Source organism: Citreicella sp. C3M06, assembly GCF_018860705.1.
Taxonomy (GTDB): Bacteria; Pseudomonadota; Alphaproteobacteria; order Rhodobacterales; family Rhodobacteraceae; genus Salipiger.
This window is the reverse complement of the sequence record NZ_JAHKQA010000021.1, coordinates 41,692-56,328: the sequence shown is the minus strand read 5'-3', so window position 1 is coordinate 56,328 and position 14,637 is coordinate 41,692. Positions and strand designations below refer to the sequence as shown.

Below are 14,637 nucleotides of genomic sequence, written 5' to 3'. Positions count from 1 at the left end.
GGAGCTGTCACGGGGATGCAGGGGCGGATCGGCACAAAATCGCGGAGCGCCTTGCCGAGGCGGGCGCTCTGCCCGCCAGAGCGCTGCGGCTTGCGCGGAGACATTGCCAGCAGCCGCTTTGCCCCGGCCACCAACGGCGGTGTCGAACGGTGCGCTAGATCCCGGCAGGCGGATTGGCGAGGTCCGCGCTGATCGCCTACCAGTTGTCGCGGAACCACTTGACCGCCCGCGCGATCGAGCGCGCCGGGTAGCGATCCACAGGGATCTCGAAATCCCACCATTCGTCCTGCGGATGCGCCGCGAACAGGCACATGCCGACGGCGCTGGCAAAGCCCGGCCCGGTTGCCGCCTGCGGCAGCCCGTGCACCCGCATCGGGCGGCCCAGCCGCACCTGATGGCCAAGAATGCGGCTTGCCAGCCCATCCAGCCCCGGCACCTGACTGGCGGCGCCGGTCAGCACGATCTGATGCGAGGGCATGTGATCGAACCCCGCCGCATCAAGACAGGCGCGTACCTCTTCGAGGATCTCCTCGACGCGGGGCTTCATGATGCCGATCAGCTCGGCGCGGCTGACTTGCCGCCGGTCATGGTGCCAATCGCCGGTATCGCCCGAGATCTCGATCATCTCGCGGTCGTCCATGCCGGTGGCGAACAGCCCGCCGTAAAAGGTCTTGATGCGCTCGGCCATCGCCATCGGGATCGACAGGCCCATGGAAATGTCGCCGGTGACGTGGTTGCCGCCCATCGGCACGGTGTCGGCGTAGATCATGTGTTTCTTCATGAAGATCGACACGCCCGTAGTGCCGCCCCCCATGTCGATGCAGGCACCGCCCAGTTCCTGCTCGTCCTCGACCAGCGCCGAGATCCCCGCGGCATAGGCCGAGGACGCCAGCCCGGCCAGCTCCAGATCGCAGCGTTTGACGCAATGCACGATGTTCTGCACCGCCTGCGCGTTGACGGTCAGCATGTGCATGTCGGTCGACAGGGTCTGGCCGATCTGCCCGCGCGGGTCCGACAGGCCCGAGCGATGATCGAGCGCGAAATTCACCGGCTGCGCGTGCAGCACTTCGCGCCCGGTGCCGAAATCGGGCACCTCGCAAGACGACAACACCCGCGCCACATCCTGTTCGGTGACGGTGCTGCTGTTGACATCGACCTTGCCAGTCAGCCCGTAGCTGCGCGGCTCGGCCCCGGAAAACCCGACGATGACATGATCAACCCGGATCGCGGCCATTTTCTGCGCCGCCTGAATGGCGGTGCGGATGGCGCGCTCGGTCTCCCCCATGGCGGCGATTTCGCCGAAACTCACCCCGCGCGAACGTGTGGTGGCAGCGCCGATCACCCGAAAGCCCGACTGCCCGGCAAGCGAGCCGACCCCGTCATCGCGCGTGGGTTCATTGCCATCAAAGCGCAGCACAAGGCAGGCGATCTTGGAACTGCCCACGTCCAGGATCGCGACCACACCGCGCTGCATCGCCGCCTTGCGCATGTTGCGCATGGCACGCTGGGATTCATAGAGCTCGATCATTGTTGCTTTTCTCCGGTCTCCATGGCCTTGATCCGCCAGTACTCTTCTTGCCCCGTCCTGGTCAGTCGCAGCGTCGGGCGACGCGGCAGCCGCAGATCGACAGCGGCAATGTCGCGGCCCAGCATGTCGACCGCCTGATCCATCGCGATGGCGCGCTCCAGCGCCTGCACCGCGTTGTCTTCGGGAAGCAGGATGCGCTGCCCGCGATCCAAAACCACGTCCCAGCGCCGCGCGCCCATGCGTTCCAGCCCACGCAGCCGCGCCGCCAGCGGGCTTGCCGCCCTGACCAGCGCCACCGCTTCGCTGACATGGGCATCGGCGCCGACCCCGGCGATCACCGGCAATCCGGGATACTCCGCGCGCGATTCCACCGGCCCGACATGCACCCCGGTCTTGTCCAGCAGTTCCAGCCCCGCACCCGAGCGCCACAACACCACCGGTACGCGTTCGACCACATCCACCTGAAGCACCCCGCCCGAGCGGATGCGCAGGCTGGCGGATTGAACCGCATCAAGCCCGGTGATCTGCTCCCGCATCGTGTCAAGATCCAGATCGAAGGACGAGATCGGGAAATCCAGCGTCAGAACTTCGCGGATGTCTTCGGCCACGGTGATGCTGGCCCCGTCGATGGCCATCAGATTGACGCGGAATTCGGGCCGGTTCTGGATCTCGTTGCGCAGACTGACATAGGTCTCGACGATCTGCGTGCGGTGGCTTTCATAGGAAAAATACCAGCCCGCCGCGCCAATTGCGATCAACGCCGGCAGCCCGACGCGCAGGCCAAGCCGGAACAGCGGCGTCAGCATCAGCCGTTCGATGCGATAGGTCAGACGCGACGGCGCAGGATCGGGCCGGATAAACTGCGGCTCGGGCGTTCCCCTCACCTGTGGCACGAGGCATCCTCCACCATCCAGCGGCAGAGCTGCCCGAAGGACATGCCGCAATGCGCCGCCTGCTCGGGCGCAAGCGAGGTCGGGGTCATGCCGGGCTGGGTATTGGTTTCGAGCAAGATAAGCCCGTCGCGCCCGCGCGCCTCGTCCCAGCGAAAATCGGTGCGACTGACACCGCGGCAGCCAAGCGCCTCATGGGCGCGCAGCGCGTAGTCGAGACAGGCATCAAAGATGTCTTGCGGGATCTGCGCCGGGAGCACATGACGCGAGCCGCCGACCTTGTACTTGGCATCATAATCGTACCAGCCATCGGTCAGGATGTCGGTCACGGTCAGCGCCCGGTCGCCCACAACCGTCGTGGTCAGCTCGCGCCCCGGCGCATAGGTTTCGACCATCAGGGTTTCGGGCATGTCCTCCGACAGGCGCGGCGGGGCATTGGCGCCCTCCTGCACGAGATAGACGCCAACCGACGAGCCTTCGTTATAGGGTTTGACCACATAGGGCGGCGCCATCAGATGCGCGGCCTCGATCTGCGCCTTGCTGGCCAGCAGGCTTTCGACCACTGGCAGACCGGCGGCGCGATAGGCTGCTTTCGTGCGTTCCTTGTCCATCGCCAGCGCCGAGGCCAGCACGCCCGAATGGGTATAGGGCAGGCCCAGCCATTCCAGCAGCCCCTGCACGCAGCCATCCTCGCCCCAGCGCCCATGCAGGGCGTTGAAAACGACATCGGGCGCCAGCGCCACCAGACGTTCTGCCAGATCCGGGCCGGCATCGACCTCGGTCACGTTGAACCCTTCACCCCTCAAAGCAGCGGCGCACTCCCGCCCGGAACTCAGAGACACCTCGCGTTCAGCCGAGGGGCCGCCAAGCAGCACCGCCACTTTCGGGTTTGCCCTGCTCGACATCCCCAAAACCGCCTTGATTCTCGAGGGCTTCGCCCTCTTGTTTTTATGCCCTTCGGGGGTATGCCCCCGGTATTCTCAGTCGGTCAGGCCCGGTTTACCCGGACTCCGCCACATGTTGGGCCGCATAGTCACGGCCACCGGGTCAGCCCCGGAACGATATGGTGCCCTGCTCGGGCTGCGCCTGCGCGCAGACGGGCCGGTTGTCCGACCTCGGAGTTGGCCGCCCCTCAGGACCGGCCAAGGGCCAGTTCACCGACCCTCATGATTTCCCACTCTAGCTGTATTCCGCTGTGTTGGAAAACCCTTTTTCTCACTTCCTCGCCAAGGGATTCAAGATCATAGGCGGTTGCCTCTCCGGTGTTCACAAGGAAGTTCGCGTGCTTGGGGCTCATCTGCGCCCCGCCCTGCGCGGCGCCGCGCATCCCGGCATCCTCGATCACCTTCCATGCCTTGAGCTCATGGCTGTCATCCGCCCGCCCGGTCGAGCTGAACCCGGCGGGGTTGCGAAAGGTCGATCCGGCGGTGCGGTCCTTGGTCGGCTGCGTGGCATCGCGCTTGGCGAGCTGATCCGCCATGCGCGCCTCGAGCGCGGAAGGATCGCCCGGCGCGCCTTCGAACACCGCCTCGGTCAGCACCCAGCCATCGGGCAGCGTGCTGTGACGGTAACCAAAGGCAAGCTCGGCCGGGGTCAGCGTGACCAGCTCGCCCTCGCGGGTGACGGCGCGCGCCTCGACCAGATGGTCGGCAACGTAAGAGCCGTAGCACCCTGCGTTCATCCGCAGCGCGCCGCCGATGCTGCCCGGAATGGTGCGCAGAAAGGTCAGGTCGATTCCCGCCGCCCCGGCCTTACGCGCCACATGCGCATCCAGCGCAGCGGCCCCGGCGGTGACGCGGCTGCCCTCGACGTGAATGGCATTGAAGCCCCGGCCAAGGCGGATCACCACGGCGCGCAGCCCGCCATCGCGCACGATGAGATTCGAGCCGACCCCCATGGGGAACACCTTTACCTGCGCTGGAAGCGCCGCAAGAAAGGCCTGAAGATCCGCCAGATCGGCAGGCTGGTACAAGGCATCGGCGGGCCCGCCAACGCGCAGCCATGTCAGCTCGGATAGCGGGCGGTCGGGCGTCAGGCGCCCACGGGTCTGGGGATAGCTCATGGCAGAGGTTTTGCCTTGCGCCCGCGCGCTTCGCAAGACGTCATCGGCGAAACCGCGCCGTGATCCAGCGTAGCAGGTAGCGCAGCGGCCAGCGCAGGATGCTGGCCATCGCAAGCAACACGATCAGCGCCATCCACCCGCCCAGTTGCCAGCCAACCAGCAGCACGATAGGAATGCCCGTCGCGATCAGGATATAGGCCCGCCGCCAGTGATTGTCGCGCGCCGGCAGCATCGCCATGATATTGGCAATGATGCCCCAGGCGCAGGCAAGAAACAGCGACAGGCTCATCAGAGGCTCCCTGCCCTGGTGCAGCAGCGCAGGTCTTTCGCACGAAAGACCTGCGGGATGCGCTCAGCGTTCAAGCCGCGCCGGCAGGTTGTTGGCCCAGGCCGAGATCGTGCCCGCCCCGAGACAGACCACCATATCGCCCGGACGCGCCTGTTCGCGCACCAGCCGTTCCAGATCGTCCTCGCTGAGGATCGCGCGGGCGTGCCGGTGGCCGTGCCGGATCAACCCGGCCACCAGATCTTCGCGCGAGGCCCCTGGAATGGGGTCTTCGCCAGCGGCATAGACCTCGGCGATGGCCACCACATCGGCCTCGTTGAAACAGGCACAGAAATCGTCGAACAGGTTCGACAGGCGCGAATAGCGATGTGGCTGGTGCACCGCGATCACCCGCCCTTCGGAGGCCTGACGCGCTGCCTTCAGCACCGCCGAAATCTCCACCGGATGGTGGCCGTAATCGTCGATGACGGTCACGCCGTTGACCTCGCCCACGCGGGTGAAGCGCCGGTTGACACCGCCAAACCCCGCAAGCGCCGCACGGATTTCCTCGCGCTTCATCCCAAGATGACGCGCCACCGCAACCGCCGCCAAAGCGTTCGAGACGTTGTGATCGCCCGGCATCGGCAGCGAGCAGCCTTCGATCTTCTCGCCTTCCGCCTGAAGCAGGATGTCGAACTTGGCGATGCCCTTTTCGTAATGCAGGTTCACCGCCCGCACATCGGCCTGCGCGTTGAAGCCATAGGTGGTGATGCGCCGGTCGGTGACGCGCCCCACCAGCGCCTGAACCTCGGCGTGATCGGTGCAGCACACCGCCAGCCCGTAGAACGGAATGTTCGACACGAACTGGTAGAAACCGTCGCGCAGGTTCTCGATGCTGCCCCAGTGCTCCATGTGCTCGGGGTCGATGTTGGTGACGATGGCGATGGTCGCCGGAAGCCGGTTGAAGGTGCCGTCGGATTCATCCGCCTCGACCACCATCCATTCGCCAAGCCCCACGCGCGCGTTCGAGCCATAGGCATGGATGATGCCGCCGTTGATCACCGTTGGATCGTAATTGCCCGCGTCCAGCAGCGTCGCCACCATGGTCGTGGTGGTGGTCTTGCCGTGGGTACCCGCGACGGCGACGTTGGATTTCAGCCGCATCAGCTCGGCCAGCATCTCGGCCCGGCGCACCACCGGCAGACCGCGCCGGCGCGCCTCGTCCAGCTCGGGGTTGCCCGGCTTGATCGCCGAGGAGATCACCACCACCTCGGCCTCGGCGAGATTCTCGGCGGCCTGCCCTTCGAACACCAGCGCGCCCTTTTCTTCCAGCCGCTCGGTGATCTTGCTGCGCTTGAGGTCAGAGCCCTGCACCACATAGCCATGGTTCAGCAGAACCTCGGCAATGCCCGACATGCCGATGCCCCCGATGCCGACGAAATGAATCGCCCCCACATCGCCCGGAAGTTTGGTCGCCGCGTTCATCATGCCTCTTTCGCCGTGCCTGTGATGTTTCATGCCTGCCCCTCCTCTGCTGTCATGTCTGGTTCGAATCCGCCCAGCCGCTCGACCAGCGCCGCCAGATCCGCCGCCGCATCGGGTTTCGAGATCCGCATCGCCGCATGCGCCATATGCGCCGCACCCTCGGGGTTGCTCAGAATAGCCAGAATCGCCTCAGACATCGCCTCGACCGTCAGCTTGCTTTCGGGAATGCGGATCGCCGCGCCCGCATCGACCAGCCCCTGCGCATTGACCGTCTGGTGATCGCCCGCCGCCACCGCGTAAGGCACAAGGATCGACGGGCGCCCGATCACCGAGATATCCGCCACCGAGGACGCCCCCGAGCGCGAGATCACCAGCTGCGCCTCGGACATCCGCGCCGGGATGTCATCGAAGAACGGCTTCACCTCGGCGTCGATGGCATGGTCGAGATAATACTGGCTGACCCGCTGGCCATCCTCGTCGCGGGCCTGATGGCTGACGCGCAGATTGCGCAGGATCTCGACAGGAAGCGCCTCGATCGCCGGGGGCACCACGTCGGACAGGATGCGCGCGCCCTGACTGCCGCCGATCACAAGGATCGACATCGGGTAATCGCCCGGCACGATGTAGCCCGCCCCGGCGCGCTCGCGCACCGCGCCGCGCACCGGGTTGCCGGTGTGCACCGCCTCGACGCCCTCGGGCAGTTTGGTCGGCCAAGTGCCGCAGGCCACCACGTCGACCTTTTTGGCAAAGATCTCGTTGACCCGGCCGGGCACGCCGTTCTGCTCATGGATCATGCGCGGCAGCTTCATCAGCTGCGCCGCCGCCAGCGCCGGGATCGACGGATAGCCGCCAAAGCCCACCACCACGTCGGGGCGGTCCCGGCGAAACCCCAGCATCGCCTGCACCACGCCAGAGCCAATGCGAAACGGCACGCCCAGCTTGCTGGCGATGCCGCCGCGCGCAAAGGTGGCCGAGGCGATCTGCTCGATTTCGGTGCCCTCGGGAAAGCCCCCGGTGTAGCGCGCCCCGCGCGCGTCGGTGGTCAGCTTGACGCGCCAGCCACGGGCCAGCAGCGTCTCGGCCAGCGCCTGCGCCGGAAACATGTGCCCGCCAGTGCCCCCGGCCGCCATGACAAGCAAGGGACGCCTGTACCGTTCTGTCATCTGAGCCCCTCGCCTTCGCCTGATCCTACCGCACCTGAAAAGATGTTGCGTGAATGAGCGGGCGCGCAAGCGCCCGAATTCGGGCTTTCCTAGTCAACTCGCCGCCGCGGGGAAAGCCCTGCTCGCCGCCGCAACGCTCAGCGGCGCATGCCGCGCAGGATTTCGCCGATCTCGCCTTGCGGGCGCGAGCGGGTAAAGGCCAGAAGCATGCCGACCGCAATCCCCCCCGCGATCAGCGACGAGCCGCCATAGCTGACAAAGGGCAAGGTCATGCCCTTTGCAGGCAACAGGCGCACCGCCACGCCCATGTTGATCATCGCCTGCACCCCGAACATCGCCGCAAGGCCGGTGCCAGCGAGGCGGATGAACGGGTCACGCTCGCGCATCAGGCGCAGCAAAGAGCGCACCACGACCACGGCATAAAGCGCGATGATCACCAGCACGAGAATAAGCCCGTATTCCTCGGCCGCGACGGCAATGATGAAATCGGTATGCGCGTCGGGCAGCGACCATTTCACCTGCCCCTCGCCAACGCCAACCCCAAAGAATCCGCCCTCCTGAATGGCGTTGGTGGCATAGCCCAGCTGGGTGCGCGGATCGACATCGGGGGTCAGGAAGCCGTCGATGCGGCGGGCGAAATGTTCCGAGCTGTTATAAGCGACCATGCCACCCAGCACCGTCATGGCCGCCATGCCCAGCAGCATGATCATCGGCGCACCGGCGACAAACCACATCACGCCCCATCCAAACAGGATCAGGCAGGCCTGACCGAAATCGGGCTGCAGGGCCAGCGTCAGCACGATGACCATCGTCAGCCCGAAAGACCAGCTTTTCCCCGGCGGTCCGCCGATCTCTTGGCTCGCGGCCATCATCCATGCGGAAATGATGACGAACAATGGCTTGAGAAACTCCGAAGGCTGCACCGAAGCAAAGCCGACCGAATACCAGCGCACCGCGCCCTTTCCGAAATCAGTCCCGAAAAACGGCAGACCGAGCAACGCCACGAACGCCAGCCCAAAGCCGATCACCGCGACGCGCCGCACCACGATGGGCGAGAGCATCGAGGTCAGCATCATTGCGACAAGCGCCATGCCACCAAAGAACGCCTGCCTCTGAACATAGTGAAAATGCGGCAAGCCGTTGCGCTCGGCCAGTGGCGGCGAGGCGGCAAGCCCTAGCAGAATGCCGATGCCAAACAACATCAGGACGCAGGACAGCGACCAACGGTCGACCGTCCGCCACCATTTGGGCAAAACGGGCTCGCCCTCGCGCACGGGAGCCGTGCCGTACACCATTTCCGTCATTGGATCACCGCTCGTGAAACCCGGACTGCGCCGGTATATCTGCCTGACTTCGCCCAGGTTGGCCCGGGTCGCAAAAATAACGGTAACAAAGCAGCGCGCTCTTGGGAAGGCCCGTCAACGACATCAGGCGCAACGCCCGGTCGCCAACATGCTGGGGGGGCGCTGCCCCCCGCGCTCCGCGCTCCCCCCGGGATATTTCGGGCCAGAAGAAGTTGAAGCGCCGCGCCTTGGTTTCTTCTGGCCCCAAATATCCCCGCCGGAGGCAGGCCGTCCATCGCGGCCGGGCGCGGCAGCGGGATTGATGAGGGGCCTTGCACGGCGCGGCGCTTCGTGGTCCTGAGGCGACATGCAGATTGAGACGCTGATCCTTGGAGCCGGGGCCGCCGGCATGATGTGTGCCGCCCATGCCGGGCCGGGTACGGTGGTGATCGACCATGCCAAGGCGCCGGGAGAGAAGATCCGCATCTCTGGTGGCGGGCGGTGCAATTTCACCAACCTTGGTGTCGAGCCGGGCTGTTTCCTGTCGCAGAATCCGCATTTCGCCAAGTCCGCGCTTGCCCGGTATACTCAGTGGGATTTCATCGAGCTGGTCTCGCGCCACGGCATCGCGTGGCATGAAAAGACGCTGGGCCAGCTGTTCTGCGATGGCAAGGCGACGCAGATTGTCGACATGCTGCGCCACGAGATGACCGCCGCCGGGGCCGAGCTGTGGCTGCGCACCGCGCTGGTCGATCTGTCGCATGATGGGGCGCGCTTCACTGCGGTGCTTGAACGCGAGGGCGCGCGGCGCAGCGTCAGCGCGCGCAATCTGGTACTGGCCACCGGCGGCCGATCGATTCCGAAAATGGGCGCGAGCGGGCTTGCCTGTGATATTGCGCGGCGTTTCGGGCTTGATCTGGTGCCGCAACGGCCGGGGCTAGTGCCGTTTACGTTCGCCGATGGCCGGTTTGCCACGCTTGCCGGGCTGTCGCTGCCGGTGCGGATGTTCAACGAGCGCGCCGGATTTGACGAGGCGATGCTGTTCACCCATCGCGGTCTCTCCGGGCCAGCGGTACTTCAACTGTCGAGCTACTGGCATGAGGGCGAGCCGGTGCAGGTCGATCTGCTGCCCGGCACCGACCTTAGCGCCTTGCTGCACGAGGCACGACGCAGCCGCGGGCGGCGCGCCCTTGTCAGCGAGCTGCAAGGCCCCCTTCCCGCGCGCCTCGTGCCATTGCTGGCGCAGGAAATCGATCTGTCGGGCAATATCGGCGATCTGTCGGATCGGCGCGTCGATGCGCTGGTGCAGGCGCTCAAATCATGGGATCTGCGCCCGCAGGGCACCGAGGGCTACCGCACCGCCGAGGTCACCCTTGGCGGAATTTCCACCGACGCGCTGTCGTCGAAAACCATGGAGGCAAAGACGGTGCCGGGGCTTTTTGCCATTGGCGAGGCGGTGGACGTGACCGGCTGGCTCGGCGGGTACAACTTCCAATGGGCATGGTCTTCGGGCGCGGCCTGTGGCCGCCATATCGCCCAGAGCGCAACATCCCGCTGAGCGCGACTTGAAAATGCAGCACTGGCGTTACATGATTGTCATCGAACCGTCATGGAGGCGCCGCGCATGGCTTTCGCCGATCACCCCACCCTGCACCCGGTCAACTGGCTGCGCGATCTGCGGGCCCATGTGCCGCGCAAGGCTGTGCGCGACTGGCTGAACGTGCGGCGCTATGGCCCCGATGCGCCCCGGTCCGACGAATGCGTCTATGTCGACCCCAATGCGATGATGCAGAGCGCCGCCGGACGGGGTCCGCGCCGCAGGCGGCGGCACAGCGGCATGATCATGGACGGCGACTGGGATCTGTCGCTTGTACCGCTGAGGGATGATTCCAAATATGTCAGCATCGCGATGCATTTCAACGACGGTGTGCGCTGGGAAGACACGCCGCTGTTCGAAAGACTGCTGAAGGAAATCGAGGCCGGGCATGTGCCCGACGATTGCGCCACGCGCGAAGACCTGCTGGCGCGCTATGCCGCCCTTGACCGGCTTTACGAGGAAACCCGCGCCCGCGGGCGGCTGCTGGCGAAGGTCGAGCTGCCCGATTATTTCCGCCGCGAGCATGGCGGCATCTTTGTGCATATCACCCGCGACGGCACGCCGATGCGGGCGGGGGGCGGCGCGCACCGGCTGGCGATTGCGCGCCTTTTGAACCTGCCCGAGGTGCCCGCGCAGATCGGCGTGGTGCACCCGCTGGCGATCCGGAATGGCGCGTTGCAGCGGTTGCGGCAATCGCGCCTGAGCCAGTCCTAGCGGATCGGCATCGACACCCGGAACTGCACCGTTTCGATGCCAGGGTTGTTGTCGTAGATCTGCGCGTTCGAGCGATGATCGTAGCTGAGCGCGTAGCGCCAGCCATTGTCCGCCTCGTAGCCCAGTTCGATTCCCGAACGAAATTCGATCGGACCACCCAGATCAAAGCTGTCGGAGGCGGCGTACAGCCCCGGCATCACGTGCAACTCGGTGTAAAAGGGTGAGTTGCCGAGACCGGTGCCCCATGTCAGGCCATAGCCCGCCCATGCGCCGCTTTCCTCGCCCAGCGACAGGCCAATCGCCTGCCCGAACGGGCCGATGGTGCGGCTCAGATCGTAGCGCAGATAGGCTTCGGCGCCCGTATCGGCGCGGCGCTCCAGCGAGCTGCCCGCCGAAAAGGCCACGCGCGGTGCCACATCGCCCGCGCCAACGCAGCCCGAGGCGGTGCCACAGTGGTTCACGCCCATGTCGGTCAGCCCTGCAATGAGCATCAAGACTGCAAAGGTTCCGTCTGCCATGTCGTCCTCCGGTCAGATATTCGGGACAGGGATGGCCGAGATCGCCGGTGAAGTCCAGCGCTGCCAGCGGGGTTTGCCCCGCCCATTGCGGGCGGTGGCTCAGATCGCCTCAAGGCGCAGCGGCTGCGCGGCGGCATGAGCGGCGATGTCTTCCAACGGGGCCAGCCATGCGCCGCTGGCCACCACCCGCTCCAGCAGCTTTTCCATCTCGCGCCAGCGCGCCAGCCGACCGGTCAGGAACGGGTGCAGCACCGGCATCCAGAAGCCGCCCGCCTCGAGCATGGCGTCGAATTCCTCGGCAAAGGCGCGAATGCCGTCGGATGGCGCGCGCACCGGCATCAGGTAATCGATCTCGGCGAAATGGGCAAAGGGCGGCCAGTCGTCGGTGCCCCAATGCGGCGGCATCTCGATCAGGCTGCCCCGTTCGCTCTGCACGAGATAGGGCAGATCGTCGGCCATCATCGAGCTGTCGTACAGGAAGCCATGGGCGATCAGCCGGTCCACCATGGCGGGGGTGATCGAATAGACCGGCGCGCGGTAGCCGCGCGGCTTGCGCCCGGTCATCGCCACATGCACCTCGAGCGCGCGTTCGAACAGCTCGGCCTCATGGGCGTCGGAATGGCTCATCGGGTCTTCGTGGCACCACGAATGATGGCCGATCTCGTGCCCGTCCTTGAGGATCGCCTCGACCGTGTCGGGGTAGTTCTGCATCACCCAGGCCGGCATGAAAAAGGTCTGGCGCAGGCCGAACCGGCGATAGGTCTCAAGGATGCGCGGCACCGCGACGGTTGGCCCGTAACGACCCATCGAGATCGGCTGAAGCCGCAGCTCGGCATCCTCGGGCCGGGCGCAGCGGATCAGGCTGTCGGCATCGATGTCGAAGCTGACGCAGGCGGCAACGGGGCGGCCTTCGGGCCATTGGATCGGGTTGAGGAACATGGAGAGCCTTTCAGGTCAGGGACAACAGCGCCGACAGGTCGCGGCGCAGCGCATCGCAGGCCGCATCGACGCTTTGATCGGAGGTGACGAAGCGCTGGAACCGCGCATTGATCAGATCGAACAGCGCGGCGGCGGCGGACGCGGCATCAAGGCGCTGTGCCAGCGCCTGAACCAGCGCCCCGTCCAGCGCCGCATACTCTGCCGCTGCCGCAGATCCGGCCTCGGCGGCGACGGCGGCCAGCACCTGTCGCCACGTGGCGCGGCCAAGGCCCTGATCGGCGTGCAGCATGATCTGCCGGGCAAAGGCCACGGTCAGGGTCAGCGCATCGGCCTGCGCGGGCAGTGCCGCCGCAAGCCGGTCCAGCAGCTGTGCATCGCTTTGCGCGACCATCGCCAGCAGCACGCCCGCCTTGGTGCCGTAGTAGTTATGCACCGTCACATGGCTGACCCCGGCGGCGGCGGCGATATCCTCGACGGTGGTCGCGCCATAGCCGTTCCGCGCGAACAGCGTCTGCGCCGCGTCCATGATGGCGCGGCGGCGATCCTGTTTCTGGCGATTTCGCAGGCTGGCCATGGCGATCCTTTCGCATCAGCTTAACCACAACAAATTTTTTATTGAATAAACTATTTCACTCTGTAGCGTCAGCCCGCAAACGAAAGGGCATTTCATGGGCGGCAGGATCGGGTTTGACTTCAGCGGGCAGCGGGTGCTTGTCACCGGCGCATCCAGCGGCATCGGCCTTGGCATCGCGCGCGCCTTTCATGCGGCGGGGGCGACGCTGACCGTGCTTGCGGACAACCCGGCGATTCACGACACCGCCCTGCCCGGCGCGCGGGCGATACAGTGCGACATATCCGATGCCGAGGCGGTGAACGCGGCGCTGGCCGATACCGGCCCGCTGGATGTGCTGGTGAACAACGCCGGGCTGGAGCGCCCGACCCCGCTGATCCCGGGGCGCGATGAAACCTTCGAGCGCATCCTTGCCGTAAACGTCACCGGCACGCGCAATGTCACCGGGGCGCTGCGCGATCGGCTGAGCGAGGGCGCCTCGGTGATCCTCACCGCGTCGATCTGGGCGCGCACGGCGGTGCCAGAGTTTGCCGCCTATGTCGCAAGCAAACACGCCACGCTGGGCCTGACCCGCACTTGGGCGCATGAGCTGGGGCCACGCGGCATCCGGGTCAACGCGGTCTGCCCTGGCTGGGTGCGCACCGGCCCGGCGATAAATTCGCTGCGGGAGATGGCGCGCACATCCAACCGCTCCGAAGCCGAGGTCGCGGAGGAGCTATCTGCCGCACAGGTCTTGCCGGGCCTGATGGACCCCGACGATATCGCCGGGCTGTACCTGTTTCTTGCCTCGGACGGCGCGGCGAACATCACCGGGCAGGCGATCACCATCGACCGCGGCGAGGTGATGGCATGACTCTGCAGGGCAAGACGGCGCTGGTCACCGGCGGCTCTCGCGGGATCGGGCGCGCCATCGCGCTGGCGCTGTCGGCGGCCGGGGCGCGTGTGGCGTTCTGTCACCCCGGTGACGCCGCCGCCGGGCCAACCCTCGCCGCGCTTGAGGCGCAGGGCGAGGCGATGGCGTTTGCCGCCGATGTTTCGGACGAGGCGCAGGTCATCGCCTTTCATGACGCCGCCTTTGCCCGGTTCGGTGCGCCGGATATTCTGGTCAACAACGCTGGCATCCTGCACGAGGCACCGCTGCGCGACACGAGCGCCGGGGATTTCGACAAGGTGATCGCAGTGAACCTGCGGGGGTGTTTCCTCAATTGCCGCGAATTTGCCCGGCGCTCGGATGCGGGACGCATCATCAACATCGCCTCCGAGCTGGCCTTGGTCGGGCGCGCGGACCTTGTGGCCTATTGCGCCTCGAAAGGGGCGATCCTGTCGCTGACCAAGGCGCTGGCGCGCGAATTGGCCCCCGGCATTCTGGTCAACGCCATCGCTCCGGGGCCGATCGAGACCGACATGACCGCGCCCGCCTCGATGAGCCCGGAGCAGATCGCAATGGACCTTGCCTCGCCGCTGGCCCGCTACGGCCAGCCCGGCGACATCGCCGCCATGGCGCGATTCCTTGCGGGCGATGAGGCGGGGTTCATCACCGGGCAATGTTTCGGGGTGAACGGCGGCAGCGCCATGCCCTGAGGGCGGGTTTGCCCATTTTGTGACCAGACCCGGCACCCGGA

The 14,637-nt window shown here is 66.2% G+C and carries 15 protein-coding genes; 4 read left to right on the top strand and 11 right to left on the bottom strand.

All coding sequences use genetic code 11. From position 1 onward, the window contains the following. Nucleotides 1–196: 196 nt before the first annotated feature. From ftsA to KO516_RS04895, 8 genes are all read right to left on the bottom strand, one after another. Nucleotides 197–1,528: a cell division protein FtsA gene (gene ftsA / locus KO516_RS04930; protein WP_216002700.1), complete on the bottom strand. Its 1,332-nt coding sequence runs from the start codon at nt 1,526–1,528 to the stop codon at nt 197–199. Then, nucleotides 1,525–2,412 (bottom strand): cell division protein FtsQ/DivIB, encoded by an 888-nt coding sequence (locus KO516_RS04925; protein ID WP_216002722.1) that lies wholly within the window; start codon nt 2,410–2,412, stop codon nt 1,525–1,527. Before KO516_RS04925 ends, ftsA begins: the two co-directional genes overlap by 4 nt. Further along, the gene (locus KO516_RS04920) at nt 2,409–3,323 is read right to left on the bottom strand and encodes a D-alanine--D-alanine ligase (protein WP_216002699.1); all 915 of its coding nucleotides are present in this window, start codon (nt 3,321–3,323) and stop codon (nt 2,409–2,411) included. The genes KO516_RS04925 and KO516_RS04920 overlap by 4 nt, the downstream gene beginning before the upstream one ends. A 227-nt stretch (nt 3,324–3,550) precedes the next feature. Then, complete coding sequence (gene murB / locus KO516_RS04915; RefSeq protein ID WP_216002698.1) at nt 3,551–4,480, bottom strand: UDP-N-acetylmuramate dehydrogenase; 930 nt, start codon at nt 4,478–4,480, stop codon at nt 3,551–3,553. A 40-nt stretch (nt 4,481–4,520) separates the two neighbouring features. Continuing rightward, a complete protein-coding gene (locus tag KO516_RS04910; RefSeq protein WP_216002697.1) occupies nt 4,521–4,769 on the bottom strand; it encodes a DUF2484 family protein in 249 nt (82 codons plus the stop codon). Between the two features lie 63 nt (nt 4,770–4,832). After that, entirely contained in the window at nt 4,833–6,230 is a 1,398-nt protein-coding gene (gene murC, locus KO516_RS04905; RefSeq protein ID WP_216002721.1) for a UDP-N-acetylmuramate--L-alanine ligase, read from the bottom strand. Between the two features lie 29 nt (nt 6,231–6,259). Beyond that, nucleotides 6,260–7,393, bottom strand: coding sequence for an undecaprenyldiphospho-muramoylpentapeptide beta-N-acetylglucosaminyltransferase (murG, locus tag KO516_RS04900; RefSeq protein ID WP_216002696.1), 1,134 nt, complete (start codon nt 7,391–7,393; stop codon nt 6,260–6,262). Between the two features lie 137 nt (nt 7,394–7,530). After that, nucleotides 7,531–8,697: a putative peptidoglycan glycosyltransferase FtsW gene (locus KO516_RS04895; RefSeq protein ID WP_216002695.1), complete on the bottom strand. Its 1,167-nt coding sequence runs from the start codon at nt 8,695–8,697 to the stop codon at nt 7,531–7,533. A gap of 346 nt (nt 8,698–9,043) precedes the next feature. Between KO516_RS04895 and KO516_RS04890 the strand changes: the two genes are divergently transcribed. Continuing rightward, nucleotides 9,044–10,234: an NAD(P)/FAD-dependent oxidoreductase gene (locus KO516_RS04890; RefSeq protein WP_216002694.1), complete on the top strand. Its 1,191-nt coding sequence runs from the start codon at nt 9,044–9,046 to the stop codon at nt 10,232–10,234. Between the two features lie 66 nt (nt 10,235–10,300). Further along, the gene (locus tag KO516_RS04885) at nt 10,301–10,987 is read left to right on the top strand and encodes a hypothetical protein (protein ID WP_216002693.1); all 687 of its coding nucleotides are present in this window, start codon (nt 10,301–10,303) and stop codon (nt 10,985–10,987) included. On the opposite strand, the gene KO516_RS04880 is transcribed toward KO516_RS04885, so the two are convergent. The 3 genes from KO516_RS04880 to KO516_RS04870 form a co-directional block, all read right to left on the bottom strand. Continuing rightward, nucleotides 10,984–11,505 carry an acyloxyacyl hydrolase gene (locus tag KO516_RS04880; protein WP_216002692.1) on the bottom strand — a complete coding sequence of 174 codons (522 nt, stop codon included), beginning with the start codon at nt 11,503–11,505 and terminating at the stop codon, nt 10,984–10,986. The two genes, KO516_RS04885 and KO516_RS04880, sit on opposite strands and share 4 nt — an antisense overlap. Nucleotides 11,506–11,604: 99 nt before the next feature. Next, on the bottom strand, nt 11,605–12,444 hold the full coding sequence (locus KO516_RS04875; protein ID WP_216002691.1) for a polysaccharide deacetylase: 840 nt from the start codon (nt 12,442–12,444) through the stop codon (nt 11,605–11,607). A 10-nt stretch (nt 12,445–12,454) separates the two neighbouring features. Beyond that, nucleotides 12,455–13,018 carry a TetR/AcrR family transcriptional regulator gene (locus KO516_RS04870; protein ID WP_216002690.1) on the bottom strand — a complete coding sequence of 188 codons (564 nt, stop codon included), beginning with the start codon at nt 13,016–13,018 and terminating at the stop codon, nt 12,455–12,457. Nucleotides 13,019–13,112: 94 nt separating this feature from the next. Here KO516_RS04870 and KO516_RS04865 point away from each other — a divergent pair, with 94 nt between their 5' ends. Next, complete coding sequence (locus KO516_RS04865; RefSeq protein ID WP_216002689.1) at nt 13,113–13,868, top strand: SDR family NAD(P)-dependent oxidoreductase; 756 nt, start codon at nt 13,113–13,115, stop codon at nt 13,866–13,868. Then, a complete protein-coding gene (locus KO516_RS04860; protein ID WP_216002688.1) occupies nt 13,865–14,596 on the top strand; it encodes an SDR family NAD(P)-dependent oxidoreductase in 732 nt (243 codons plus the stop codon). The genes KO516_RS04865 and KO516_RS04860 overlap by 4 nt, the downstream gene beginning before the upstream one ends. Nucleotides 14,597–14,637: the final 41 nt, after the last annotated feature.